Below are 20,808 nucleotides of genomic sequence, written 5' to 3' on the forward strand. Positions count from 1 at the left end.
GCCTTACTCCGCGGCTTCGGCCAGCAGCGGATCCGGCTGACGCCATGGAACCTCGGTGCCAAGTGCCTCGGCAACGGAGATGCCGGCCTGCAAGCCATCCTCGTGAAAGCCGTAGCCGGTCCAGGCGCCGCAGAACCAGGTTCGGTGACGCCCTTGAATCGCAACGAGTCGTCGCTGCGCCGCGAACGCAGCAAGGTCGTACTGCGGATGGGCGAAGGTGAATTTTCCAAACGTCAGATGGGCCGCGGGCTCGAACGGCGGGTTGAGGCTGACGAACAATGGTTTGCTGTCATCGATGCCCTGCAGCCGGTTCATCCAATAGGTCACCGCGACGTCGTTCTCGGCAGGCGTTTGCCGCGGCCAGCGCAGGAAGTTCCAGGATGCCCATGCCTGACGCCGCCGGGGCATGAGGCTGGGATCACGGTGAAGAAAGATGGTGTTCGGGGCATATCGGATCGCCCCAAGGATGGAGCGCTCCTGGACGTCGGCGTCCGACATCGCCGCCAAGGCCTGGTCGCTGTGACAAGCCATCACCACGGCGTCGTAAATCTCGACACCGCCGCGACTGTCGCGCACCGTCACGCCGTGTCCTCCCCGGTCGATCGACGTCACCGCGCAGCCTAGCCGAATGCTGTGCTTGAAAGAAGCGGTCAGCTTGTCGACATAGCGCCGGCTGCCACCCTCGACGGTCCGCCAGCGCGGGCGATCGAGGTGCAGGAGCCGGTGATTGTCGAAGAAGGCGACGAAGTTCTCCGCCGGAAACGACAGGATGTCGTCGGACGAGGACGACCAGATGGCCGCTCCCATCGGACCGAGGTAGTCGGAGAACAGGCGCGGCCCGAACGATTGCCGACGCAAATACTCGCCGAGCGTCAGAGCGTGCAGTTGGCCTGCACGCAAATCGGCCACGCTCTGCCTGTTGAAACGCACGACCTCCGCCAGCATCCGAATGTACGACGGCGATGCGAGGTTACGTGGTTGAGCGAACAGGCCGCAGGCCGTTTGCAGGGCGGTCTCGCCGCCACCGCGCCATTCGAACCGACCATGGTCGGCGGACAGGGCGAAGCTCATGGAAGTCTCGACGGTCTTCACGCCCAGATGCGTGAACAGCGACGTCAGTTGCGGGTAATTCGTCTCATTGAACACGATAAAGCCGACGTCGACGTCAATGGGCTCGCCGTCATAGTCGACGCGAACGGTATGGCTGTGCCCGCCCGGCTGCAACTCGCGCTCGTAAACGGTGACTGCGTAACGTTTCGACAGGAGCCACGCGGCGGCATTGCCGGCGATTCCCGTCCCGATCACGGCCAAACGCATGCTCTTTCGCCCCCACTGCGGTACCGTCAGCTACGGCCCTTGAAGCAACCATCAGGAAACGTCCGGCGAGAGGGCCCGGATCACCTGCTCGTTGGCGGGAACGCGCCGCCGAGGGCGAAACCGCCGCCCGCAGGTGACGTATCGACAGAGGTCAATTCTGGTGAGGGCATGATTATTCTGTACGTTCAGGCGATAGGTTGCATCGCGTTGGCCCTCTGCCTTTTGATGGGATTGGCCTGGGTCGTTCAGCAGCGCACGGGCAATTCCGGCTGGGTGGACGCCATCTGGTCCTACGCCACCGGCCTCGTGGGCGCCGCAGCAGCCCTATGGCCGCTTGACGACGGTTTGCCGGCCCGCCGGGTGCTCGTCGCAGTGCTGGTGCTGGTGTGGTCGGTGAGGCTTGGGACGCACATCGCGCGCCGCTCCGCAGCGGGGATCGACGATCCCCGCTATGCGAATTATGCGCGCGAATGGGGAGCCGCGGCGCCGCGCCGGATGTTCTTCTTCCTCCAATCACAGGCGCTGGTCTCGGTGCCGCTGCCATTCGCCGTGTTCCTCGCAGCGCACGCGCCGGCGCCTGGACTGCGGCCGCAGGACTATATCGGGATCGGCATCATTCTGGTTGCCGTCGCCGGCGAGGCAATGGCAGACCGGCAGCTGCGGCGCTTCAAGCTCCGCCCGTCCAACGCCGGCCGCGTTTGCGATATCGGCCTTTGGCGCTGGTCGCGTCATCCGAACTATTTCTTCGAATGGCTGGGATGGCTGGCTTATCCGGTCATCGCGCTATCGCCCGGATACCCTTGGGGGTGGGCCAGCCTGGCGGCGCCCGCGATCATGTACTGGATCCTCGTCCACGTGACCGGAATCCCGCCGCTCGAGCAGCAGATGCTGCAATCGCGCGGCGAGAGGTATCGCCAGTATCAGGCACGCACCAGCGCGTTTTTCCCCTGGCCGCCGCGACAGGCTCAGCGATGAGCCAGTGTGCCGGCGCGAGGCGCTGCGGGCTGTTGGGGGGACCGCAGAGCCCCATGCGTGCGCCGATGTGATCCGCCATGCCTCGCGGATCGTTAACCCGGCGGACAATTCGACAAATCGGCTACGTGCTGCCCGACGGGAAACGCGGACATGAACCTTCTCCTCACCTATCTGGCGGTGGCCGTCACCTTCGTTGCTGTCGACATGGCCTGGCTCACGACCATGGTCGACAGGCTGTATCGGCCGGTGATGGGCGATATGTTGCGGGCTCAGCCCAACCTGCCGGCCGCGGCCGCGTTCTACGTGTTGTATCCTGTCGGCCTGATCTGGTTTGCCGTGCTGCCTGCGCAGCAAGACGGCGGCGCACTGCGCGCTTTCACGTCCGGCCTGCTGCTCGGATGCTTCACATATGCGACCTACGATCTCACCAATCAGGCAACGCTGCGAAACTGGTCGACCGGACTGACCCTTGCGGACGTTTGCTGGGGATCGTTTCTCGCCGGCGTCAGTGCCTGGACCGGATTTCTTGTCGCTCAAAAGCTGTCGCACTGAACCCGTGCGGGCCGCACTGTTGCAACGGAGCCGAGTTGACCGCGCATCAGCATGTCCATTCAGGTTCGCTTCCGGCCTTCGAGCTGCTCGAATGCTTCCCTGGTTTCCACGATCTTGTCCGACAGGGACTTGAACGCACTCCGAGCCTGCAGCTTTGACTCCTCGTCGAACAAGAGGCAGGCGAGATCGAGCAATTGATCGCTCATGCGCTCCATAGTGGCGAGCAGCCGATCGAAGCCGGCTGCAGGATCGTCGGCCACGATACGTTCGACTTCCTGCACAATCGCCTCGAGCCTTGCGGTCGAGGAGACAAGCCGGTTCTCGCGTCCGCGCGCGGGAAATTCGATGATCTTTGCGTCCATACAGGGCGTTCTCGCCGGCTTCAGGCCGCGGCCGATGCCGCAAGGCAATCCTTGCGCACCGCCAAAATGGTTCGGTGCAGCCAGGTCTTGATGGTGCCGACCGGCACGCCGAAGCGCCGAGACAGGCTCGCGCGGCTCTCGCCCTCGAGATAAGCCAGAGCGACCAGCCTGCGGCGATCTTCCGGCAAGCGGGCCAGTACTCCGCGGGCAATCGGTTCGGCGCTGACGTAATCGAAATCCTCGGTTGGTGACGGCCCGGCCGCTGCCGGGACCGCCAGCGCCTCGTCCAGTTCGACATTCGGTTGTCGTCTGGTCCGCAGATGATCAATTGCGGTGTGCCGAACGATTGCGGACATCCAGGCCATGGCGGGTGCGCGTCCGGAATCGAACCGGGCAGCATTGCGCCAGACCTTCAAGAAAGTTTCCTGGAGGATATCGTCGACGTCGTGCGGTGCGGCCCCGACCGCCAGTGCAATTCTCCGCAGCCTGCCGCGTGTCAGCGTATGAAGCTCCGCGAAGGCACGTGTCTCGCCTTCGGAGACGCGTGCCAGCAGTTCGGACAATTTCTCGATCTGCGCCTGACTTGCCAGGCTTGAACAGGCCATGTCCTGTCTCCCTTGCGCTTCCTACGAAACGCTCCGGGCAACGGCCCGGATCACTCGGGGGGAGAAGGACGATGCAGGATCACAGCCGCACGAACGGCCCGATCAGTCGGCCGAGGAAACCGTTGATGCGCAGGTCGCCGGTCATGGCGACCAGGCAGACGCAGGGGCCTTCGTCGCCGACGATGGGACGGTGATCGATCTCGTCATCGCCGTAGTCGAAATCTCCGGGACCGTAGCGCCCGCCCTCGTGGCTGAAGCTGCCCTCGAGCACGAGCGTCAGTTCGGTGCCGGTGTGAGTGTGCTCGAGCATGCGCGAGCCTGGCGCTGACCGAAGCAGGAAGGCGCGCGCCTTGCCCGAACCGGACAGCTCGATCGGTCGCAGGCTGAGACCGGGCGCCACCCGCCGGCGCTTGCCGATGCGATACTTTCGCAGCGCCGGCGGGAGAGTGTGGTCCGTGCCAGATGCGAGGGGAGGCGCGGCTGTCTCCTCCGAAGACTGGTGAATTCGCGACATCGCGCGGTCGAACGCATCCGGTGCGATCGGCACCGGCTCGACATCCTCCAACGCTGCGCCCGCGAGCTGTTCTATGGCCTGCACGAAGCGGGCGCAGCGCGGGCAGTCCGCCACATGGACTCCCACGACCAGCTGATGGGCCTCTTCCAGCTTGCCGGCCGCGAAATCGGCCAGAAGCTCTTCCGGCGGATGATGGCTGATCGTCATGCTTCTTCGTCCAAAATGTCTCGCAGCCGGTTCATCGCCAGCCTGATCCGTGACTTGACCGTCCCAAGCGGAATTCCAAGCGTGGTCGCGATTTCCGGGTGCGGCCTTTCCTCGATGAACGACAGCCTCACCACCATGGATTGCTCTGCCGAGAGCTGCTCGATGGCCGCCGCGATCCGTGCCGCATCCTGCACGCGCGACATCAGGATATCGGCCGTTTCGGCTTGATCCGGCTCATCCGGCAGCTCGGAACAGGTTTGCAGCCGGTCTGCCCGCGCCCTGCGGCGGAACAAATCGATCCGCAGATTGCGTGCGATGGTAAATATCCAGGCGGGCGCGCCCGCTGTCGCAGGATCAAACTGGTGCGCCTTACGCCATATGGCAATCATGGTGTTTTGGGCGATCTCTTCCGCCTCATCGGCGCTGCACCCGGCCTTGAGCATCAGCCCTTTGATGCGGGGCGCAAAATGCTCGAATAGCCGCTTGAAAGCCTCCCGGTCGCTATCGGAGGCGACGCGTCCGATCAAATCAGCCCAGTTCACCGTTGCTTTCGGCCCTTTGCTCGCACCAATCGACAGCCGCGCCGCAACCATCCGGGTTAACCTGGCCTCAGCCCGGATTGGCACCTCAAAAGCCCGGATAGCAGCGATCATAGCGCCTCGACAAGCGACCTCTTGGGATGACAACGACCGGGGCCGGCCGCCGGATCACTTGGGGAGGGCACATTGCTGCTTGTTCCGCGGCGTGATGGGCTCGGTGCCCCGCTTCTGGCACTCCGCTTGCTCAGTCACAGCCAAAGTCGGGCCCCGGCAGGGCGGCCCGTTTCAGGTTGAGGCAAGTGATGCAGGAAGTGTCCCGTTCTGGTGCTGCCGGTGAACCCCGGCTCGATGGTCTGATCGCCGATTTGTGGTGGCGTGTTCGGCTGCTCAACGCCGACATTCTCGAGGAAGAGGCCAAAGCCGGAGTGTTCGACGCGCAGCAGCCGGACTATCCGCTGCTGGCGCTGAACCTTCGCGCGCGGCGTGACAATCTGGTCTCGACGCTCGGCGTGCTCGAGCGGCGTGCGAGATCGGAGTCCGAAGCGGCCTGAGCCTCCGGTCCCTCCACCGGAAAGGTCGGCGACTTCGCCTTCCTGACCGGATCGCTCTGGCGCCGGCACCCCTACTTGATGGCGCTTGCCGCGGTGGCGGCCGTCTGGAGTGCGCTCGCAACGTCCTTGGCGATGGGCGCCAGCGGCGTTGCGATGAGGCCGGTGACCAGGAAGAAGACCAGGTTCTCCTGCGTGATGCCCCAGATCGACATGCCGGCGATTTCGCTCAGCACGACTGACGTCACCATGGCGAGGGACTTCGCGGCATTGCGATATTTCTGGTCGCCGCGCTCGTAGGCCTCGTCGATCACCGCCGTGAGCACGGATTCGAACTGTGCGAGAGCGCTGGTGTCTGCGGCAGCGGCCTCTCCTCCGTCGGCTTTCTTCTGCACCGCGGATTGCAGCGCGTCGGCATCGACCGCCGCGACATTGGCGAGCGCCGCCGCATTGGCCTGCGACAGTGCAAGCTGGATGAGCGATTTGGCCTTGGCCTTCTGGTCGGGCTTTGCCGCGCCGTTGAGCCAGTCGCCTTTCAGCGTCCGCAGGATCGCGTGCTTGCCGAAGGGCGCCGGGTTCGAGGCGATCGCGTTCAGGAACGGGGCGAGCCCGTCTTCGATGTGGCCGAACCCGATATTGGAAGGCCCGCCGCGAAACATCTTTGTCGTGTCGACCAATCCCATGGACGCGCCGCCAAGCGCGCCGATGGCCGTGACGAGATTCGCGAGATTCGACACGCCGCCGGTGAGCAGCGCGTGGATGACGCTCGTCGTGGGTTGGGTGACGTCCATTTCTTCCTCCAGGTCGACGTGTGGTCTGGCATCAGGCCATGAGCGAATTGGCCTTGTGCAGCCGGTCGGCGATTTCCGCGGGTTGATTGGCCGGCCTTTCGACGAATCGCACGAAGGCGGTCACGGCTTGCTCGAGGTCCGTCGCCTTGACGAAGCTGGGGACCTTCTTGCAAACGCCGACGATGATGTCGGTGTTCTTGAGGGCGTCGCGCAGGTCACCCAACGCGTGGCCCACGCCGAGGCCGCTTCTCATGTTGAGCTGAAACAGCCCGATGCTGTCCTCTTTCGACGTGTGGGTTTCCTGGCCGGGATCGAGACTCGACTCCCGCCACGCATTGGCGACCGCCGTGATCTGATGGAGCCGGCCGAAGCCGGCGTCGGCAAAGGCCTTGATGATGATCTTGGCCGCATCCTGTTGCTGGGCATTGAAGTGGCTGAGATTGATGTTGCCGACCGCAGCAGGTCCGGCGGCGGGCCCTGCCACGTCGAGCCAGCGGATCGCCGCGACGCGCGAGCGCGCATAGGTGCTCTCCTTCACCGCGTCCGACTGGTTGCCGCCCAGCAGCGTGATCGTGTTGGCGTCGCCCCTGACGTAGAGGGCGACGTGACCGGAGACATCGTGATTCTCAGTCGGCGCCAGCACCACGACCGCACCCGGCGGCGTGTTGGTGCCGTTGATCGGCAGCGCATCGCCCCAGTTCTTCCACGATGCCGCCAGTGCCGGATTCGTTTTCGGCACGCTGGCGGCCACGACCGGATCGCCGCAGGTCTTCATGCAGAACGAGACGAAGGCCGCGCACCAGGGTGTCTGCGACGTATTGGTCGGGAAATTGATCGACTGGAAATATTTGAGGATCTCGGCGTCGCTGTTTCCGACGCCTTCCTTGATGTGCTTGCCTTCCTCCTGCCGGGCAATGTCGAACCACGGCGCCTTACCCGAGCCGACGACTGCGGCAATGGTTTCCGGCGCGTGCTTGTTGATGAGATCGAAGGCGTCCTTCAGCCCCTGGGCGAACCTGGCGCTGACGCCGTTGACGAAATCCGCAACCGTCTTCGCGTTGGCGTCGTTGGTGCCCGTCAGGCCGGGGCGCGCCTTGAACAGGGCGGCGATCTGGTCGTCGGCGAGGCCGGCCTTGGTCTTGAGAAAATCATTGAGCTTGCTGGCACCGTCGGTGCCGGCCGCCGGTGCCGCAGCCGCCGCATCCTGGCCTTTGTCCGCCGGCGTCGCAGCCGCCGCGGCGAGTGCGATCGCGACTTTCGGGCTGCCGGTCAGATAGGCGAGGAAGATTTCCAGATAGCTCGGCAGCGCAGGCTCGGCGTCGCTGCCCTCGCCCGCGGCCCGTTTCGCCTGCGTGATCGCCTTGGCATCCGTGAACATCGTGAACGCTGCGCCCCAGGCCTGGGCGAGATAGTCGTCCACGCTCCCCGTCCCGAAGCCGGCCGCGAGGTCGCCGCCATTGTCGAGGAACCTCTTCCATTCGGCGGTGCTGATCTGGCACGGACCGACGCCATCCGATCCCGGAATCTTGGGGTCGGCATTCACCATCTTGTGGCCGGTATCCTGGGTCTCGAAGATCGCGCGCGCGATCACGTAATCGGCCGAGACGAACCATGGCGTCGTCTGTGGCAGCATATTCACGGCGCGTTCCGCGATGAGGCATTCGCGAACGAAGGCCACCTCACTCATGAGGTCGCGGCCCTTCACGGCGAGGCTTTCCTTCGCCACCCATCCGGTCTGATCATCGACCTTGACCTCGATGAAGTCGCCCGAAACGTTTCCGGTGCCGACAACGATCATGTTTCCGGTCAAGCCGTCGATGGCCGTGCCGCCGGGCTTATCGAGCAGGTCGGGAAAACCCTTAACCAGATAAGTTGTCATGGTGGACCTTCATCACTGTTTCGGAGTTGCAGCCGGAGCCGCATTCGGAGTTGCACCTGGAGCTGGATTTGCAGCCCCATTTGTTGGAGCGGCGGGTGCGGCCGGTTTGGGTTTCAGCTTTCTCAGGCTGGCGATCAGGGCCGGGGTGGCTTGGGTGGGAGCATTGGGCACCAGGTCAAGTTGCCCCTGCTCGGTGCGAACCGCCCTGATCTTGTCGCGCAGCGTCTGCGAACCAAGCTTGGTCGTGTTTGGAATAGCGGCGCTGGGACCTGAGAGATTCAGGAGGTCTATGAAAGCGGCCAGGTTGGCGGCGTTGAGGGTGTTGCCGTCGGCATCCTGCAGCGTCGTATTGGCAAAAGTGAATTTCTCGAAGAAATTCAGCGCGTCGCCGCAGTCGGGCTGCGTGATGATGGAAAGCCGCTCGGTCTTGCTGATGACGTGGTCGGCCGTCGGCTTCGGCGTGCTCCGCGTCGCCTCATAGATGTCGACGAGCATCAGGGCCAGGGTTTTCCTGGGGAGTGCGCTCGTGACGGTGTTCTTGTCGAAGCACAGCGCGTTCAAGGCAAATTGTGCGTCCTCCTTGCTCAGGACCTTCTCGTCAAAGAACTGACTGAATTCCTCCGGAACCGGCGTGACCGGAGCGCGCGGCGGCTTCTGCACCAGGCTCGCCGGCGTGAACGGCACGCCCGCGCTCCTGGGTGAAATCAGCGAGCCCTTCTCCAGCCCGTCGGCGCCGTTGCGCTCGAACGTGGCGATGGTGTTGTTGATCTCGGTCTCGATCGTCATCGGCATGCACAGGCGCAGATAGGAGCGCAGCGCATAGAGCGCGGCCGGCCTGCTGACGATGGCGACCGGCTTGGTCGTGGCCGTGCCGATCAGCCGATCCCGATACTCCTTCTGCCGGCTCAGCACGACGGCCTGAATCGTCGAGTGCGGCATGGTGAGGATCAGGCGCGACTGGACGTTGGTGAACGTTCCGGCCGCGAGCCCGAAGGCGGCACCGGCGATGGTGATCGGATTGGCGCCCACCCCGGTGGACCGCATGATCGTCTGCGCCGTCGCGCTGGCCAGCGCCAGTTCGTTGAGCACCGGCTCGCGCGAGCGCTGCGCATCGTCGAGCCAGGCCAGATAGGCGTCGCAGCGCTGGTCGATGTCGTTCATGCCAGCCTGGACGAACAGCCACCACGTCGCCGCATCGTAGGGATTGGGGCCGCAGCTGGTGACGCCGTCGAAAGCCGTCGGCTGAATTCCGGCCTGCTGGCAGATCTCGCCGACATAGGCGTTCTGCAAGTCGGTCTGCGCCGCGACATCGGCGGGATAGAGCCTGGTGCCGACGCCCTGCGTGGAGCTCAGGTCGCAGCCGGCGGAAAACAGCGCCATCGCGAGACACGCCGCCCACCTCACAACATAGCGCATGCACGCCCCCGTCTCAGCAAAGTGACTTGTCGTCGAAATCATCGCCTGGTGTTCCGGTCCTCGGCTCCTCGGAGTGCTCGTGCTCCCCCTCGGCAGCGTTCAAATTGGCCGTGACGATCGTGAAGGCGTCCTGGACGTCATCGACGACGTCGCGGCGGCCCGTGTTGATGTTGCGGATCTGCACCCGCCAGCGAGCCTTGCCGCTGCCGTCGAGCGCCTCCCGCCAGAATCGCAGGATGAAAACCGGGTCAAGCAGTGGTCTTTGCAAGCTCATGCCGCGACGTTGGCATGGTCCGAACTCGGAACGATCCGGCGGTGATCTCGGGATTGACGGTGTCCAATCCCGGTCGGCCTGCGGACGGCTCGCGGAGAGATCGTCCGCCGATCACGGTGCCATCACGGCACGACCGCGCGGTCGCGCGGGCGCACGGCCGGCGTCGACCGCATTGGTTCTACGATGTCGCTGATAGTGAAGAAGTGCTCAGCTCAGGGAGCGCTGCCGGCCATCGGTGCCGAACAACCGCGCGCGCAAATGCTGCAGGGTTTCGACATCGTGCAGGTTTCTGATCTCTTCGATGGTCGCTCGCGTGGCCGGAAGCGGCGAGATGCCAAGCTCCTTCCGGATCAGGCCGATCCAATGATCGTAATATCGAATGGCGTCGTTGCGCCGCTCGTCGAGCGCGAGCACGATCAGGAGGTAGCGCACCAGCTCCTCCCTGTAGGGATCGAAGCGGAGTGCATGACGGGCGAGCTGGATGGCTTCGTGATGACGGCCCTGCTGTCCAAGATGCCGGACGACGGTGAGGGCGGTCTGGACGAAGACGGAATGGAGCCGCTCACGCTCCTCCAGCACCCAATCGGCTTCTTCTCCGTCCAGGAACGGTCCCTCGTACCGGTACAGGACCGACAGGATGTCCTTGATTTTGCACGGCTCGAGCTCGGCCACGGAGCTCAGCGTCGTCTGCGCGGTCTGCAGCAGGGCCCAGGTGTCGACGTCGAGCCAGGCGGACTTTTCCAGGATGGTCTCGGGGCCCACGGTCCTGAGATGGTTGTCCTTCGTGCATTCGGGTGACGACGCTAGCAGTTTCCGCAGGCGCCAGACCGCCGAGTTCATTGCCCGGCGCCCTCTCTCGGCGTCCATATCCGGCCAGAACAGGTCGATCAGTCTTTCGCGGCGATGCGGACGATCCGGGAAAGTGAAGAGAAAACCGGCCATCCGCCGCCCGGCTGGTCCGAGTTCTGCCCAAATATGTTCGTGGTTACTCGCAACTCGGCTGGACCCGAGCAGGCTGATCGTCAACACGGCCGCCCCCAACGCACACTTAAAATGGTCTTTTAGAAATTCACCCTAAAATTGTAGCCTGACGAAACTCTGCCGAGAGTCAAGCTCCCGATTGCAGATATATCTATGATTGTGTCTGCCGTGCATCGTGGGTCCGCCGGGAATACTCTTTTGGCCAAGGCAAGTTTGCCGGCGTTGCGAGGTTGTGCGAGGCCGTGATGCAACTCGCTGCCCGGCGTGATATCCTTGCCTCGGGACGGGATCGACCGTCCTCGCATCTGGAAAGGACATGGTCATGACGTTGTCGTCACGCTTCGTTGCACGTCTTTCTGTCACGCTGCCGTCGGTCGCGCTCGTGCTGCTTTGCCAGGGCGGCGTGGCCATGTCGCAACCGACGCCCACGGACACCCAGATTCCGGGCATCGCGGTCGAGGCGCCGAAACAGACGACGAAGCCGCACAAGCCGGCACATCGCGCCACGAGCCGCAGCACCAGGTCCGTCGCAACCTCGCCGGTCTCGGCAACGGTCCCGGCTGCACCGACGTCGGATGCCGCGAAGCTCGCCAAACTCGCCGCCGCGACCGGCAGCTGTGTCGGTGGTTGCCAGTCGAGCTTCAAGACCGCCACTCAGCCCTGGGTCGGCTGTAACGCGACGGGCGGCGTGTACTCGGCCACGTGCCGCAACGTCGGCAACTACAAGAGCTACGACGAGTGCAAGGAAGCCGGGCGCATCACCGGCTGGCGGTCGGGCGAGACCTCGGCCTATTGCAGCAGCGTGGCGCTGGCGGCGGGCTGGCGTTGACGCGGGCTCAGGGGCGCACACGATTCACCCGCGCATCGATCGTCACCGCGTGATCGTCGGCACATATCATTCCCGCCGATCGATCTAGCCTGATGTCAGGTGGCTCGCAGTGATCCACCGGGCAAAGGACCAGACTCATGCGCAATACCATTCTCGTGGCTCTCGCGGCGATCACCGTGGCAGGCGTGGTGACGCCGTCGAGCGCGCGCACCATCGTCCGCGACCATCGCGATCCGCCTGTTGTGCGCGACCACCGCGATCAGCCGATCGTGCGGGACCATCGCAAGCAGCCCGAGATCCGTGATCACCGCCACTAAACGCACCCCGGAGGCGGAGCCGAACCAGGCCGGTTCGGCTCCGCCTTGCGTTCATGCTCTCGAAGGGTGAGAGTTTCGCTGCGCGGCCTAGCGCGCCACCTTGGTGAGGTTGGCCAGGCTCGCCGCCAGCTCGTCGCTCCGGAATGGTTTCGTCAGCCGCGACAGATCCGGCGTGATGCCTTCGTTGTTGGCGTAGCCCGAGACGACGAGGATCTGGAGCTCGGGATATTGCTTGCGCAGGGCGAGGCCGAGATCCGTGCCGCTCATGCCCGGCATGAGATGGTCGGTGACGAGCAGGTGCGGCCGAAGGCCCTGCCTGACATATTGAAGGGCGTCCTCTGCCGAGCCCGCCTCGACGACCCTGTAGCCGAGCTCGCTCAGCATCTCGGCGGTGCTCATGCGCACCAGCGGTTCGTCGTCCACGAGGAGTGCCGTGCCGGCGGCAAGCGGCTGCAGGCTCGGCTCGGGGATGGCATCGACCGTGCCTGGGGTCGCGTGGCTCACCGGCAGCCACAATTCCACCGTCGTCCCCGATGCCACGGCACTGGTGATCGTGAGTGCGCCGCCAAGCTGCGACGCAAGGCCGTGGACCATCGAGAGGCCGAGACCCGTGCCTTGTCCGACGCCCTTGGTCGAGAAGAACGGCTCGACCGCGTGAGCCAGCGTGTCCTCGTCCATGCCGATGCCGGTATCGACGACCGCGATGCAGACATAGGTGCCCGGCATCAGTCCCGATTCGTGCGGGCGTTCGACCCTGCGCGCCTTGGCCGAGATGCGCAGCTTGCCGCCGTCGGGCATGGCATCCCTCGCATTCACGCTGAGGTTCAGGATCGCCATCTCGACCTGGTTGGGATCGGCCATCGCCTCGGGAAGGCCTTCCGGCGCGTCCACCGTCACCTGGATCTGCGGTCCGGTCGTGCTCGAGATCAGATCGCCCATGTCGGCGACGAGCCGGCTGATATCGACCGGCACGGCCTGGAGCGGTTGCCTGCGGGCGAAGGCGAGAAGCCGCTGCACCAGCGTCTTGGCGCGCTCGGCCGCCTGCGCCGCGCCGGCGATCAGGCGGTGCTCGCGCTCGCCGCCGATGCCCCTGCGCTGGAACATGTCGAGCAGGCCGACGATCGGCGTCAGAAGATTGTTGAAGTCGTGCGCGACGCCGCCGGTGAGCTGGCCCATGGCCTCCATCTTCTGGGCCTGGCGCAGCGCCTCCTCGGCCTGTGCGAGCCGCGCCTGTTCCTCGAGGCGATCGGTCACGTCCTTGCCGGTCAGGAACGCGCCGGTCCGCGTGCCGTCGGGCGCGCGCAGCGCCTCGAACTTCATCTCGAAGACGCGGCGGTCGAAGCGGGCGTCGCCGAATTCCTCGATCGTGGTGAAGGCTTCGCCGCCGAGCGCGCGGCTCCAGATCGCCGTGGCCGCAGCGAGGTGCTCGGGCCGGTCGGCGAGGAATTCATGCAGGCGTTCGCCGACCCTCGGCCGCTTGCCGTAGATGCGCTCATAGGCATCGGCGCAGGAGGCGTTGATGGCGAGCCAGCGGTAGTCGAGATCGAGGGCCTGGATCTGCCCGTCGGTGGTTTCCACGATCGTGGCGAGCAGGTGCCGCTCGGCGGTGCGCTCGGCCACGCGCTGCTCGAGCGTGGCGTTGAGCTCCCTGTAGCGCGCCTCGCTGGCCCGCAGCTGGGTCTCGCCGAGAACGCGCTCGGTCGTCTCCGAGACGATGCAGAGCACGCCGCCGACCGAGCCGTCGTCGTCAGGTATGGCCGAGTAGGAGACGTCCCAGTAACTCGTTTCGCCGTAACCATGGCGCTCGACGTAGAAGGGGCGGTCCTTTGCGGCGAATGTTGTCCGCGTGTGGCGGACGCCGGCCAGCAGCGGTTCGAGATCGTCCCACAGCTCGCCCCAATTCTCGATCGCGGGGCGGCCGAGGGCGCGGGGATGATTGGCGCCGATGCCCGGCGCATAGGCGTCATTGTAGAGCGCGACGAAATCGGGCCCCCAGAACAGGACGATCTGGGCCTGCGCCGCCAGCAGCATGCCAACCGTCGTCTTGAGGGCCTGGGACCAATGATCGGGGGAACCGAGCGGCGAGCGCGACCAGTCGAGGGCGCGCATCATCGCGCCCAGCTCGCCACCGTCGGCGAGGAAGCTCACGTCAGTTGACTGCCGAGCGGCTTTCTCAGACAGCACCGGACTCCCCGCGACGCTAGACATGGGCGGCCTTGCCCACACTGAGCCCGTATTTCGAGGACTCGACGGCCGACAACGCCCGGCACGGCTTCCAGTTCCATTCCGGTAGTTTTGCGCCGGCCTTGTGCTATTGCTGCCCCCGCAACGATGCGAGGTCCCCATGCTCCCCATTCCCGCCGACATCTTCACAGAGCCCGAGGACGTCTCGCCCGACGCCCTTGCCAATCTCGGCCCGCTTCGCCGCCTCGCCGGAACGTGGCAGGCGAACAAGGGGATCGACATCAATCCGAAGGCGGAGGGGCCGGAGCGGCGGACCTTCATCGAGCACATCCGGATGGACCCGATCGACCCCCAGGCCAACGGGCCGCAGCTGTTCTATGGCCTACGCTATCACATCCACATCAACACGCCGGAAGAGGACATCACCTTCCACGATCAGGTCGGCTACTGGCTGTGGGAGCCAGCGACCGGGCTGATCATGCAGACGCTGGCGATCCCGCGCGGGCAGGTGCTGCTGGCCTCCGGCAAGGCCGGACCGGACGACAGGAAGATCGCGGTCACCGCCAAGCGCGGCGACACTGCTTACGGCATCTGCTCGACCGACTTCCTGGAACAGGCCTTCCGCACCGACTCCTATCGCTGCGACATCACCTTCAACGACGACGGCAGCTGGACCTACCTGATCCAGACCGAGTTGTTCGTCCGCGGCGCGCCGTTCAACCATCATGACACCAACACGCTTCAGCTCATCGCGCCGCCGAAGCTCAACCCGCTCGCCGTGATCGTGAACGATCGCGCCAAGAGTGGTGGGTCCGCGAGCTGAGACGCTGTCCGGAGATTTGCATGAAGCCGTATGTCATCTGCCTGATGCACTCGAGCCTCGATGGCCGCACCCATCCGAGCCGCTGGCGCCCCAAGGGCGCCGGCACGGACTGGTTCGAGAAGATCCATGAGGAGCTCGGCGGCGATGCCTGGGTGATCGGCCGCGTCACCGGGTCGGAATTCGCCAAGGGCAAGCCCTATCCCGAAGCCTCGGGCGAAAAGCTTCCGCGCGAAAACTGGTTCGCGCGGCGCGATGCCAAGACCTATGGCGTCGTGCTCGATGCGCAGGGCAAGATCGGCTGGGGCCGTTCCGACATCGGCGGCGACCCGATCGTGGCAGTGCTGACCGAGAGCGTGCCGGATTCGCATCTCGCAGGGCTGCGCGGCGAGGGCGTGTCCTACATCTTCGCGGGCAAGTCCGAGATCGATCTGACGCTGGCGCTCGATATCCTCAACCGCGAGCTGGGGGTGAAGCGGTTGCTGGTCGAGGGCGGCGGCGTTGCCAATGGCGCCTTCCTGCGTGCCGGCCTCATCGACGAGTTCAACCTCATCCTCAGCCCCGCCATCGACGGCGCCAGCGGCGCGCCGTTCGTGTTCGACTCGACGGCTGCGGACGGCGGCAAGCGCGCGCCGCTCACCGCGATGACGCTGGAGAGCGTGCGGGAGCTCGGCGGCGGCGTCCTGCTGCTGCGCTATCTGATCAAGAACGATCCGCACGATTTGGCCGGGTGAAGCGCCGGTCATGTCTGACATCTCAGAGCACATCGTCATTGTCGGTGCGGGGGCGGCCGGCCTGGTCGCGGCGCGCGAGCTTGCGCGCCGCGGCAAGAAGGTGACCATCCTCGAAGCACGCGAGCGCTGCGGCGGGCGCATCCATCCGCTGCCGGCGGAGCAGTTCGGCTACCCCGCCGATGGCGGCGCCGAATTCATCCATGGCGAGGCGCCGGTCACGCGCGCTCTGCTGCGCGAGGCGGGGCTGTCGTGCCAGGAGATCGAAGGCACGCAATGGAGCTTTGACGGCACGGGGCTCTCGCACGAGGAACGCCACGATCCGCATGAAGCGGAGCTGCACGCCGTGCTCAGGGAGCTGAAGGACGATCTCACTGTCGCCGATTTCCTGCGCCGGCATTTTGCCGGGCCCGAATATGGCCGGCTGCGCTATTCCATCGAGCGCATGGTCGAAGGCTACGATGCGGCCGATCCCGAGCGCGCCTCGATCCTGGCGTTGCGCGAGGAATGGATGGACGGCGGGCATCATTCGCAGGCGCGGATCGTCGGCGGCTATGGCGCGCTGATCGAATTTCTGGTGGAGGAGTGCCGTAGGCACGGCGCCACGATCCGCCTGGGCTGCGCGGTGTCGGCGCTCGCGGAGGAGCGCGGCGTGCTCGCGGTCCGCTGCACCAATGGCGAAGCGCACGGCTGCGATCGCGCGATCGTCACCGTTCCGCTGCCGTTGTTGCGGGACATCGCTCTGCCGGCATCTGCGCGGACCAAGGCCGCTGCCGCCGGCGACATCGGCTTCGGCTGCGTGATCAAGATCCTGCTGCGCTTCGCGCGGCCATGGTGGCGGGAGCAGAGGCAGGATCTTGCAGACATGACCTTCCTGCTGTCGGAGCAGGCCATCCCGGTGTGGTGGACGCGCTATCCGGACCAGCATCCCGTGCTCACCGGCTGGTTCGGCGGGCCCCGGACGGCGGGGCTGTCGCATCTAGATGAGCGGGGGCTGGTCGAGGCGGGGCTCTCTTCGCTTGCCGCGATCTTCGGCCTGCCTCACGACGACGTTGCGCGCGAGCTTGTGACCGGGACGGCGACCAATTGGGGACACGATCCCTTCGCGCGCGGCGCCTATTCCTGGGCAACGCCGAAGACGCGCGCGGCGCAGACGATCCTCGCCGGCGCCGACGGCCCTGTGCTCTTTTCCGGCGAAGCGCTCTATCGCGGCCGCGACATGGGGACGGTCGAGGCGGCGCTGGCGAGCGGACTGCAGACGGCGGGGATGATTTTACGCGGGTAGGTCTCTCGCCACGGCCGGGACAAGCCGGCCGTGGCGGGCCGGCAAATGAAAGGCCCGCATCGCTGCGGGCCGTTCAGGTCACCAGCGGCCGCCGCCGAAGCCGAAGCTCACGCTCGGACCGCCGCCGTAATATCCGTAAGGTCCACCGCCGTAATAGCCGTGGTGCCGCGGGTAATAGCCGTAGCTGCGGTAATGCGGGCGATGGTAGCCGTGGTGGTGCTGGCGCCAGTGATGTTGATGGCGGTGGCCATGATGATGGTGCCTGTGCTGCGCGCTGATGTCGGTCGGCGCCCGCGCGTTTTGCTTCGCGCTTGTGTTGTTGGCCGCGTTTGCCGCCGATCCGCCGGCAAGCGCCGCAGCACCGATAGCGATCGCGGCAATGAGATACTTCATGTCGTCACTCCAGTTGATGTCGTGTGACAACAGATGGGTGTTCGATGCGTTCCGGCGAGTGCGGGCGTCGAAACGACGCAGCGTGCGCGGCTTGCGCGATGCGAATGAACGCGCGTTGTGGGATTTATTGTCGCATCGCCTGGATTGACCGCGCCGTTGCCATCACTTCGCCGCGAACGATGCGATCACGTCGGCGGTCGTGACGATGCGCGCGAATTCGCCGTTGAGATTCGACAGCGTCATCGCATGGATCGCTTCGGCGGAATGCGCATCGCCGTCGGGACCGATCCGGTCGAACGTCCAGGTCGCATCGCGCACGAGGCGCGCATCGAAGCCGAGATTGCCGGCCATCCGCGTCGTCGTCTCCACGCAATGATTGGTGGTGGCGCCGCAGATGACGAGCGTTGTGATGCCGGCCTCGCGCAGGCGCGCCTCGAGGTCGGTGCCGATGAAGGCGCTGTTGACGCGCTTGACGATGACGGGCTCGCCGCCCTGTTCGCGTGCCTCGTCCTTGACGGCATAGCCGGAGCGCGATGGCAGGAACGAGGAGTTCGGCCTGGTGCCTTCGTGGCGGATGTGGAAGATCGGCGCGCGGCTGGTCCGGAACGCCGCGAGCAGATCGACGATGCGCGCGACCGCGTCGGGATTGTTGCGCCGCTTGCCCGCCGCCTCCCATTCATCGAATGCGCGCTGGACGTCGACGACGATGAGGGCGGGGAGGGGCGTGGGCATGGTGGGAGGCTTTCGGGCTTGCTTGGCGTACGCACTATGCGAGGCGATCGTCACGAGGCAATGCCGATTTTCCCTCGTTTCGCGACGGCTCACGTGCCCCGGACGCAGTGCAGCGTCTCTCGACGATGCACTGCAGAGCCGGGGCCCACGTTTCGAAGCGCGCCGTCGTGGCATGGGTCCCAGCTCTGCGGAGCAGCGCTGCGCGCTGCACCGCGTCCGGGACACCAGAGTGGAAGGGCTACGAACCTCCTCCTCACGGATGCGGATCGGGAAAGTCGTGGCGTTCGGAGAGCGCGGCTAGGATCGCATCCTTGTCGGCGATGAAGGCACGGCCCTGATGGCTGCCGGTCTGGTGCGGCGAAGTCGTCCCGTCTGCCAGGACAAGCAGGGGCAGCGACTGATTTTCCGCGCTGACCAGCGCGATCACCGCCTGTCTCGGTTTGGGCCAGGCAATGCGCTCGACGTCGAGGCTTTCGGCAAGGGTCGGAAACGAGGCGAGCACGCCCTCGATCAGCGCGCAATGCCAGCAATAGAAGAGTTGCCCCGGATAGGCCGGGTCCTCGAAGCCGGGTCGCAGCAGGAACAGGCGGTCGCGAATCATGGATCGCTCCGGGGCATGGCCGCCTTGCTGAGGATCAAGGCAGGAGGGACTGGCCGGCCTAGTGTCGAAGTCCCAGATTGAGGTGGAATCAATCGGGCCAGGAAAGGACGCCATGCCGGGGCCGGTCAGTCAACCGCAGACGCTCGCAGACGTCAGGACACTGCCGGAGCTGCTGCGCTGGCGCATCAAGGCGACGCCCGCGGCGGAAGCCTATCGCCATTTCGACACCAGGGCCGTCCGCTGGGTCAGCCAGTCCTGGCACGAGATCGACGCGGAATTCGAGACCTGGCGGCGGGCGCTTGCGGCCGAGGGCCTCGCGCCGGGTGAGCGCGTCGCCATCCTGATGCCGAACGGCATTCCGCACATTGCGATGGACCAGGCGGCGCTGTCGCGTGGGCTCGTCCCGGTGCCGATGCATGCGGTCGACAACCCCGATAGCATCGCCTACATCCTCGCCGATTCCGGCGCGCTGCTGCTGTTCGTGGATACGCTTGAGCGCTGGCAGGCGATTGTCGCCACCGGCCAGCCGCTCGATCATCTCAAGCGCGTCGTCTGCGCCGATGCAGGCGGACTCATCACGCCTGATGCGCGCATCGTCGGGCTCGACCACTGGCTGGCACAAGCACCGGTCGCAACCGCGCCGCTGACCGATGTCGCAGTGGGGCCGAACGATCTTGCCGCCATCGTCTATACCTCCGGCACGACCGGGCGGCCGAAGGGCGTGATGCTGTCCCACGACAACGTGATCGCCAATGTGCAGGCGATCGCGCGGCGGATCGCCGCCGAACCGCACGATGTCTTCCTGTCCTTCCTGCCGCTGTCGCACACCTTCGAACGTACCGGCGGCTATTACTATCCGATCGCCGCGGGGGCCTGCGTCGCCTATGCGCGCTCTGTGCCGCTGTTGTCGGAAGATCTGCGGCACGTGCGGCCGACGGTGCTGATCTCGGTGCCGCGGATCTATGAGCGCATCTACGCGCTGATCATGCAGCGTCGCGCATCGGGTCGAGCCATCGAGCGGGTGCTGCTCGACCTCACGATCGCCGTCGGCGGCCGGCGCTTCGATGCGCAGCAGCGGCGCGGCCCGCCGCCGCTGCTGGATCGGCTGCTCTGGCCGCTGCTGAAGCGGCTCGTCGCCGACAAGGTGCTGGCGCAGCTCGGCGGCAGGCTGCGCGTTGCGGTCTCCGGCGGCGCGCCGATCGCCGAGCCGGTCATTCGCCTGTTCCTCGCGCTGGGCCTCGACGTCCTCCAGGGCTACGGCATGACTGAAACCTCGCCGGTGGTTTCCGTCAACACGCCCGAGGACAACGATCCGCATTCGGTCGGCCATGTGCTCGACGGTGTCGAGGTCAGGCTGGGCGAGAATGACGAGCTGCTGGTCCGCGGCCGCAGCGTGATGCTCGGCTACTGGCGCAAGCCCGACGAGACCCGCCGCGTCAAGCAAGCCGACGGTTGGCTGCATACCGGCGATCAGGCGCGCATCGAGAACGGCCGCATCACCATCACCGGCCGCATCAAGGACATTCTCGTTACATCCACCGGTGAGAAGATCGCGCCGGTGGATCTGGAGACCGCGATCCTCGCCGATCCCCTTTTCGAGCAGGCGCTGGTGGTCGGCGAGCAGCGCCCCTTCCTCACCGCGCTGGTCGTACTCAACGCCAAGGCCTGGGCGCAGGAGAAGGAAACCTTGGCTGCGAGCGGCAAGCAAGGCGGCGCGGCGGAGCGGGCCGCGCTGCTGGCGCGGATCGCGGCGGCTGTGAAAGCCTATCCGTCCTATGCGACGCCGCGCGCGGTGTGGTGGACGCTGGAGCCCTGGACCATCGCCAGCGGTCTGCTGACGCCGACGCTGAAGAACAAGCGCCCCGCGCTCGAGCGCCGCTTCGCGAGCGAGATCGATCAGATCTACGCGAAGAAGCCGCGACAATAACGTCGACGTGATTTTCGCCTCTCGTCTCG

At 65.6% G+C, this 20,808-nt stretch carries 23 protein-coding genes; 9 read left to right on the forward strand and 14 right to left on the reverse strand.

What is annotated here, in order from left to right:
* Positions 1–3: 3 nt before the first annotated feature.
* Complete coding sequence (locus A7X65_RS33700; RefSeq protein ID WP_063693512.1) at positions 4–1,317, reverse strand: NAD(P)/FAD-dependent oxidoreductase; 1,314 nt, start codon at positions 1,315–1,317, stop codon at positions 4–6.
* Between the two features lie 168 nt (positions 1,318–1,485).
* On the opposite strand from A7X65_RS33700, the gene A7X65_RS33705 reads away from it, so the two are divergent.
* Complete coding sequence (locus A7X65_RS33705) at positions 1,486–2,292, forward strand: DUF1295 domain-containing protein (RefSeq protein ID WP_063693515.1); 807 nt, start codon at positions 1,486–1,488, stop codon at positions 2,290–2,292.
* 150 nt (positions 2,293–2,442) lie between these two features.
* Entirely contained in the window at positions 2,443–2,844 is a 402-nt protein-coding gene (locus tag A7X65_RS33710; RefSeq protein WP_063693517.1) for a DUF2177 family protein, read from the forward strand.
* 59 nt (positions 2,845–2,903) lie between these two features.
* Here the strand turns inward: A7X65_RS33710 and A7X65_RS33715 are convergent, their stop codons facing one another.
* From A7X65_RS33715 to A7X65_RS33730, 4 genes are all read right to left on the reverse strand, one after another.
* Positions 2,904–3,206 carry a hypothetical protein gene (locus A7X65_RS33715; protein ID WP_063693519.1) on the reverse strand — a complete coding sequence of 101 codons (303 nt, stop codon included), beginning with the start codon at positions 3,204–3,206 and terminating at the stop codon, positions 2,904–2,906.
* A 20-nt stretch (positions 3,207–3,226) separates the two neighbouring features.
* Entirely contained in the window at positions 3,227–3,811 is a 585-nt protein-coding gene (locus A7X65_RS33720) for an RNA polymerase sigma factor (protein WP_063693521.1), read from the reverse strand.
* Between the two features lie 79 nt (positions 3,812–3,890).
* A complete protein-coding gene (locus tag A7X65_RS33725; RefSeq protein WP_063693522.1) occupies positions 3,891–4,532 on the reverse strand; it encodes a ChrR family anti-sigma-E factor in 642 nt (213 codons plus the stop codon).
* On the reverse strand, positions 4,529–5,074 hold the full coding sequence (locus A7X65_RS33730; RefSeq protein WP_063693870.1) for a sigma-70 family RNA polymerase sigma factor: 546 nt from the start codon (positions 5,072–5,074) through the stop codon (positions 4,529–4,531). Before A7X65_RS33730 ends, A7X65_RS33725 begins: the two co-directional genes overlap by 4 nt.
* Positions 5,075–5,373: 299 nt before the next feature.
* Here A7X65_RS33730 and A7X65_RS33735 point away from each other — a divergent pair, with 299 nt between their 5' ends.
* Positions 5,374–5,622: a hypothetical protein gene (locus A7X65_RS33735; RefSeq protein ID WP_063693523.1), complete on the forward strand. Its 249-nt coding sequence runs from the start codon at positions 5,374–5,376 to the stop codon at positions 5,620–5,622.
* A 71-nt stretch (positions 5,623–5,693) separates the two neighbouring features.
* Here the strand turns inward: A7X65_RS33735 and A7X65_RS33740 are convergent, their stop codons facing one another.
* The 5 genes from A7X65_RS33740 to A7X65_RS33760 all read right to left on the reverse strand — a co-directional run bounded on the left by A7X65_RS33740 (position 5,694) and on the right by A7X65_RS33760 (position 11,008).
* Positions 5,694–6,410: a hypothetical protein gene (locus A7X65_RS33740; protein ID WP_063693524.1), complete on the reverse strand. Its 717-nt coding sequence runs from the start codon at positions 6,408–6,410 to the stop codon at positions 5,694–5,696.
* Positions 6,411–6,441: 31 nt separating this feature from the next.
* On the reverse strand, positions 6,442–8,289 hold the full coding sequence (locus tag A7X65_RS33745; RefSeq protein ID WP_063693525.1) for a TIGR02594 family protein: 1,848 nt from the start codon (positions 8,287–8,289) through the stop codon (positions 6,442–6,444).
* Positions 8,290–8,301: 12 nt separating this feature from the next.
* Positions 8,302–9,705 carry a hypothetical protein gene (locus A7X65_RS33750; RefSeq protein WP_156528352.1) on the reverse strand — a complete coding sequence of 468 codons (1,404 nt, stop codon included), beginning with the start codon at positions 9,703–9,705 and terminating at the stop codon, positions 8,302–8,304.
* Positions 9,706–9,718: 13 nt separating this feature from the next.
* The gene (locus A7X65_RS33755; RefSeq protein WP_156528353.1) at positions 9,719–9,973 is read right to left on the reverse strand and encodes a hypothetical protein; all 255 of its coding nucleotides are present in this window, start codon (positions 9,971–9,973) and stop codon (positions 9,719–9,721) included.
* A 213-nt stretch (positions 9,974–10,186) separates the two neighbouring features.
* The gene (locus tag A7X65_RS33760) at positions 10,187–11,008 is read right to left on the reverse strand and encodes an AfsR/SARP family transcriptional regulator (RefSeq protein ID WP_156528354.1); all 822 of its coding nucleotides are present in this window, start codon (positions 11,006–11,008) and stop codon (positions 10,187–10,189) included.
* 274 nt (positions 11,009–11,282) lie between these two features.
* Here A7X65_RS33760 and A7X65_RS33765 point away from each other — a divergent pair, with 274 nt between their 5' ends.
* Together A7X65_RS33765 and A7X65_RS33770 are read left to right on the forward strand one after the other, a co-directional pair.
* Positions 11,283–11,789, forward strand: coding sequence for a hypothetical protein (locus tag A7X65_RS33765; RefSeq protein ID WP_063693871.1), 507 nt, complete (start codon positions 11,283–11,285; stop codon positions 11,787–11,789).
* A 137-nt stretch (positions 11,790–11,926) separates the two neighbouring features.
* Positions 11,927–12,106: a hypothetical protein gene (locus A7X65_RS33770; RefSeq protein WP_063693532.1), complete on the forward strand. Its 180-nt coding sequence runs from the start codon at positions 11,927–11,929 to the stop codon at positions 12,104–12,106.
* Between the two features lie 87 nt (positions 12,107–12,193).
* Here the strand turns inward: A7X65_RS33770 and A7X65_RS33775 are convergent, their stop codons facing one another.
* Positions 12,194–14,314 (reverse strand): hybrid sensor histidine kinase/response regulator, encoded by a 2,121-nt coding sequence (locus A7X65_RS33775; RefSeq protein WP_063693533.1) that lies wholly within the window; start codon positions 14,312–14,314, stop codon positions 12,194–12,196.
* Positions 14,315–14,450: 136 nt separating this feature from the next.
* Between A7X65_RS33775 and A7X65_RS33780 the strand changes: the two genes are divergently transcribed.
* Genes A7X65_RS33780 through A7X65_RS33790 form a run of 3 tightly spaced genes read left to right on the forward strand, consistent with a single transcriptional unit; the run spans position 14,451 to position 17,126 of the window.
* Positions 14,451–15,113: an FABP family protein gene (locus A7X65_RS33780; protein WP_063693536.1), complete on the forward strand. Its 663-nt coding sequence runs from the start codon at positions 14,451–14,453 to the stop codon at positions 15,111–15,113.
* 20 nt (positions 15,114–15,133) lie between these two features.
* Positions 15,134–15,844, forward strand: coding sequence for a RibD family protein (locus A7X65_RS33785; RefSeq protein WP_063693538.1), 711 nt, complete (start codon positions 15,134–15,136; stop codon positions 15,842–15,844).
* 10 nt (positions 15,845–15,854) lie between these two features.
* Complete coding sequence (locus A7X65_RS33790; RefSeq protein ID WP_063693540.1) at positions 15,855–17,126, forward strand: flavin monoamine oxidase family protein; 1,272 nt, start codon at positions 15,855–15,857, stop codon at positions 17,124–17,126.
* 78 nt (positions 17,127–17,204) lie between these two features.
* Here A7X65_RS33790 and A7X65_RS33795 read toward each other — a convergent pair whose 3' ends face one another.
* The 3 genes from A7X65_RS33795 to A7X65_RS33805 all read right to left on the reverse strand — a co-directional run bounded on the left by A7X65_RS33795 (position 17,205) and on the right by A7X65_RS33805 (position 18,852).
* Entirely contained in the window at positions 17,205–17,519 is a 315-nt protein-coding gene (locus tag A7X65_RS33795) for a hypothetical protein (RefSeq protein WP_063693542.1), read from the reverse strand.
* Positions 17,520–17,681: 162 nt separating this feature from the next.
* Positions 17,682–18,251, reverse strand: a complete 570-nt coding sequence (locus A7X65_RS33800) for a cysteine hydrolase family protein (protein ID WP_063693544.1) — start codon at positions 18,249–18,251, stop codon at positions 17,682–17,684.
* A gap of 253 nt (positions 18,252–18,504) precedes the next feature.
* A complete protein-coding gene (locus A7X65_RS33805; protein ID WP_063693546.1) occupies positions 18,505–18,852 on the reverse strand; it encodes a DUF3088 domain-containing protein in 348 nt (115 codons plus the stop codon).
* A gap of 112 nt (positions 18,853–18,964) precedes the next feature.
* Here A7X65_RS33805 and A7X65_RS33810 point away from each other — a divergent pair, with 112 nt between their 5' ends.
* Positions 18,965–20,779 (forward strand): AMP-dependent synthetase/ligase, encoded by a 1,815-nt coding sequence (locus A7X65_RS33810; protein WP_063693548.1) that lies wholly within the window; start codon positions 18,965–18,967, stop codon positions 20,777–20,779.
* The last annotated feature ends 29 nt before the right edge of the window (positions 20,780–20,808 follow it).

The organism is Bradyrhizobium stylosanthis, from assembly GCF_001641335.1.
Lineage (GTDB): Bacteria > Pseudomonadota > Alphaproteobacteria > Rhizobiales > Xanthobacteraceae > Bradyrhizobium > Bradyrhizobium stylosanthis.

Excerpts from the sequence above, each read along its gene's own strand:
- A7X65_RS33700 (WP_063693512.1), bottom strand. The coding sequence starts at position 1,317 with ATGCGTTTGGCCGTGATCGGGACGGGAATCGCCGGCAATGCCGCCGCG.
- A7X65_RS33705 (WP_063693515.1), top strand. The coding sequence starts at position 1,486 with ATGATTATTCTGTACGTTCAGGCGATAGGTTGCATCGCGTTGGCCCTC.
- A7X65_RS33710 (WP_063693517.1), top strand. The coding sequence starts at position 2,443 with ATGAACCTTCTCCTCACCTATCTGGCGGTGGCCGTCACCTTCGTTGCT.
- A7X65_RS33715 (WP_063693519.1), bottom strand. The coding sequence starts at position 3,206 with ATGGACGCAAAGATCATCGAATTTCCCGCGCGCGGACGCGAGAACCGG.
- A7X65_RS33720 (WP_063693521.1), bottom strand. The coding sequence starts at position 3,811 with ATGGCCTGTTCAAGCCTGGCAAGTCAGGCGCAGATCGAGAAATTGTCC.
- A7X65_RS33725 (WP_063693522.1), bottom strand. The coding sequence starts at position 4,532 with ATGACGATCAGCCATCATCCGCCGGAAGAGCTTCTGGCCGATTTCGCG.
- A7X65_RS33735 (WP_063693523.1), top strand. The coding sequence starts at position 5,374 with ATGCAGGAAGTGTCCCGTTCTGGTGCTGCCGGTGAACCCCGGCTCGAT.
- A7X65_RS33740 (WP_063693524.1), bottom strand. The coding sequence starts at position 6,410 with ATGGACGTCACCCAACCCACGACGAGCGTCATCCACGCGCTGCTCACC.
- A7X65_RS33745 (WP_063693525.1), bottom strand. The coding sequence starts at position 8,289 with ATGACAACTTATCTGGTTAAGGGTTTTCCCGACCTGCTCGATAAGCCC.
- A7X65_RS33750 (WP_156528352.1), bottom strand. The coding sequence starts at position 9,705 with ATGCGCTATGTTGTGAGGTGGGCGGCGTGTCTCGCGATGGCGCTGTTT.
- A7X65_RS33765 (WP_063693871.1), top strand. The coding sequence starts at position 11,283 with ATGACGTTGTCGTCACGCTTCGTTGCACGTCTTTCTGTCACGCTGCCG.
- A7X65_RS33770 (WP_063693532.1), top strand. The coding sequence starts at position 11,927 with ATGCGCAATACCATTCTCGTGGCTCTCGCGGCGATCACCGTGGCAGGC.
- A7X65_RS33775 (WP_063693533.1), bottom strand. The coding sequence starts at position 14,314 with ATGTCTAGCGTCGCGGGGAGTCCGGTGCTGTCTGAGAAAGCCGCTCGG.
- A7X65_RS33780 (WP_063693536.1), top strand. The coding sequence starts at position 14,451 with ATGCTCCCCATTCCCGCCGACATCTTCACAGAGCCCGAGGACGTCTCG.
- A7X65_RS33785 (WP_063693538.1), top strand. The coding sequence starts at position 15,134 with ATGAAGCCGTATGTCATCTGCCTGATGCACTCGAGCCTCGATGGCCGC.
- A7X65_RS33790 (WP_063693540.1), top strand. The coding sequence starts at position 15,855 with ATGTCTGACATCTCAGAGCACATCGTCATTGTCGGTGCGGGGGCGGCC.
- A7X65_RS33795 (WP_063693542.1), bottom strand. The coding sequence starts at position 17,519 with ATGAAGTATCTCATTGCCGCGATCGCTATCGGTGCTGCGGCGCTTGCC.
- A7X65_RS33800 (WP_063693544.1), bottom strand. The coding sequence starts at position 18,251 with ATGCCCACGCCCCTCCCCGCCCTCATCGTCGTCGACGTCCAGCGCGCA.
- A7X65_RS33805 (WP_063693546.1), bottom strand. The coding sequence starts at position 18,852 with ATGATTCGCGACCGCCTGTTCCTGCTGCGACCCGGCTTCGAGGACCCG.
- A7X65_RS33810 (WP_063693548.1), top strand. The coding sequence starts at position 18,965 with ATGCCGGGGCCGGTCAGTCAACCGCAGACGCTCGCAGACGTCAGGACA.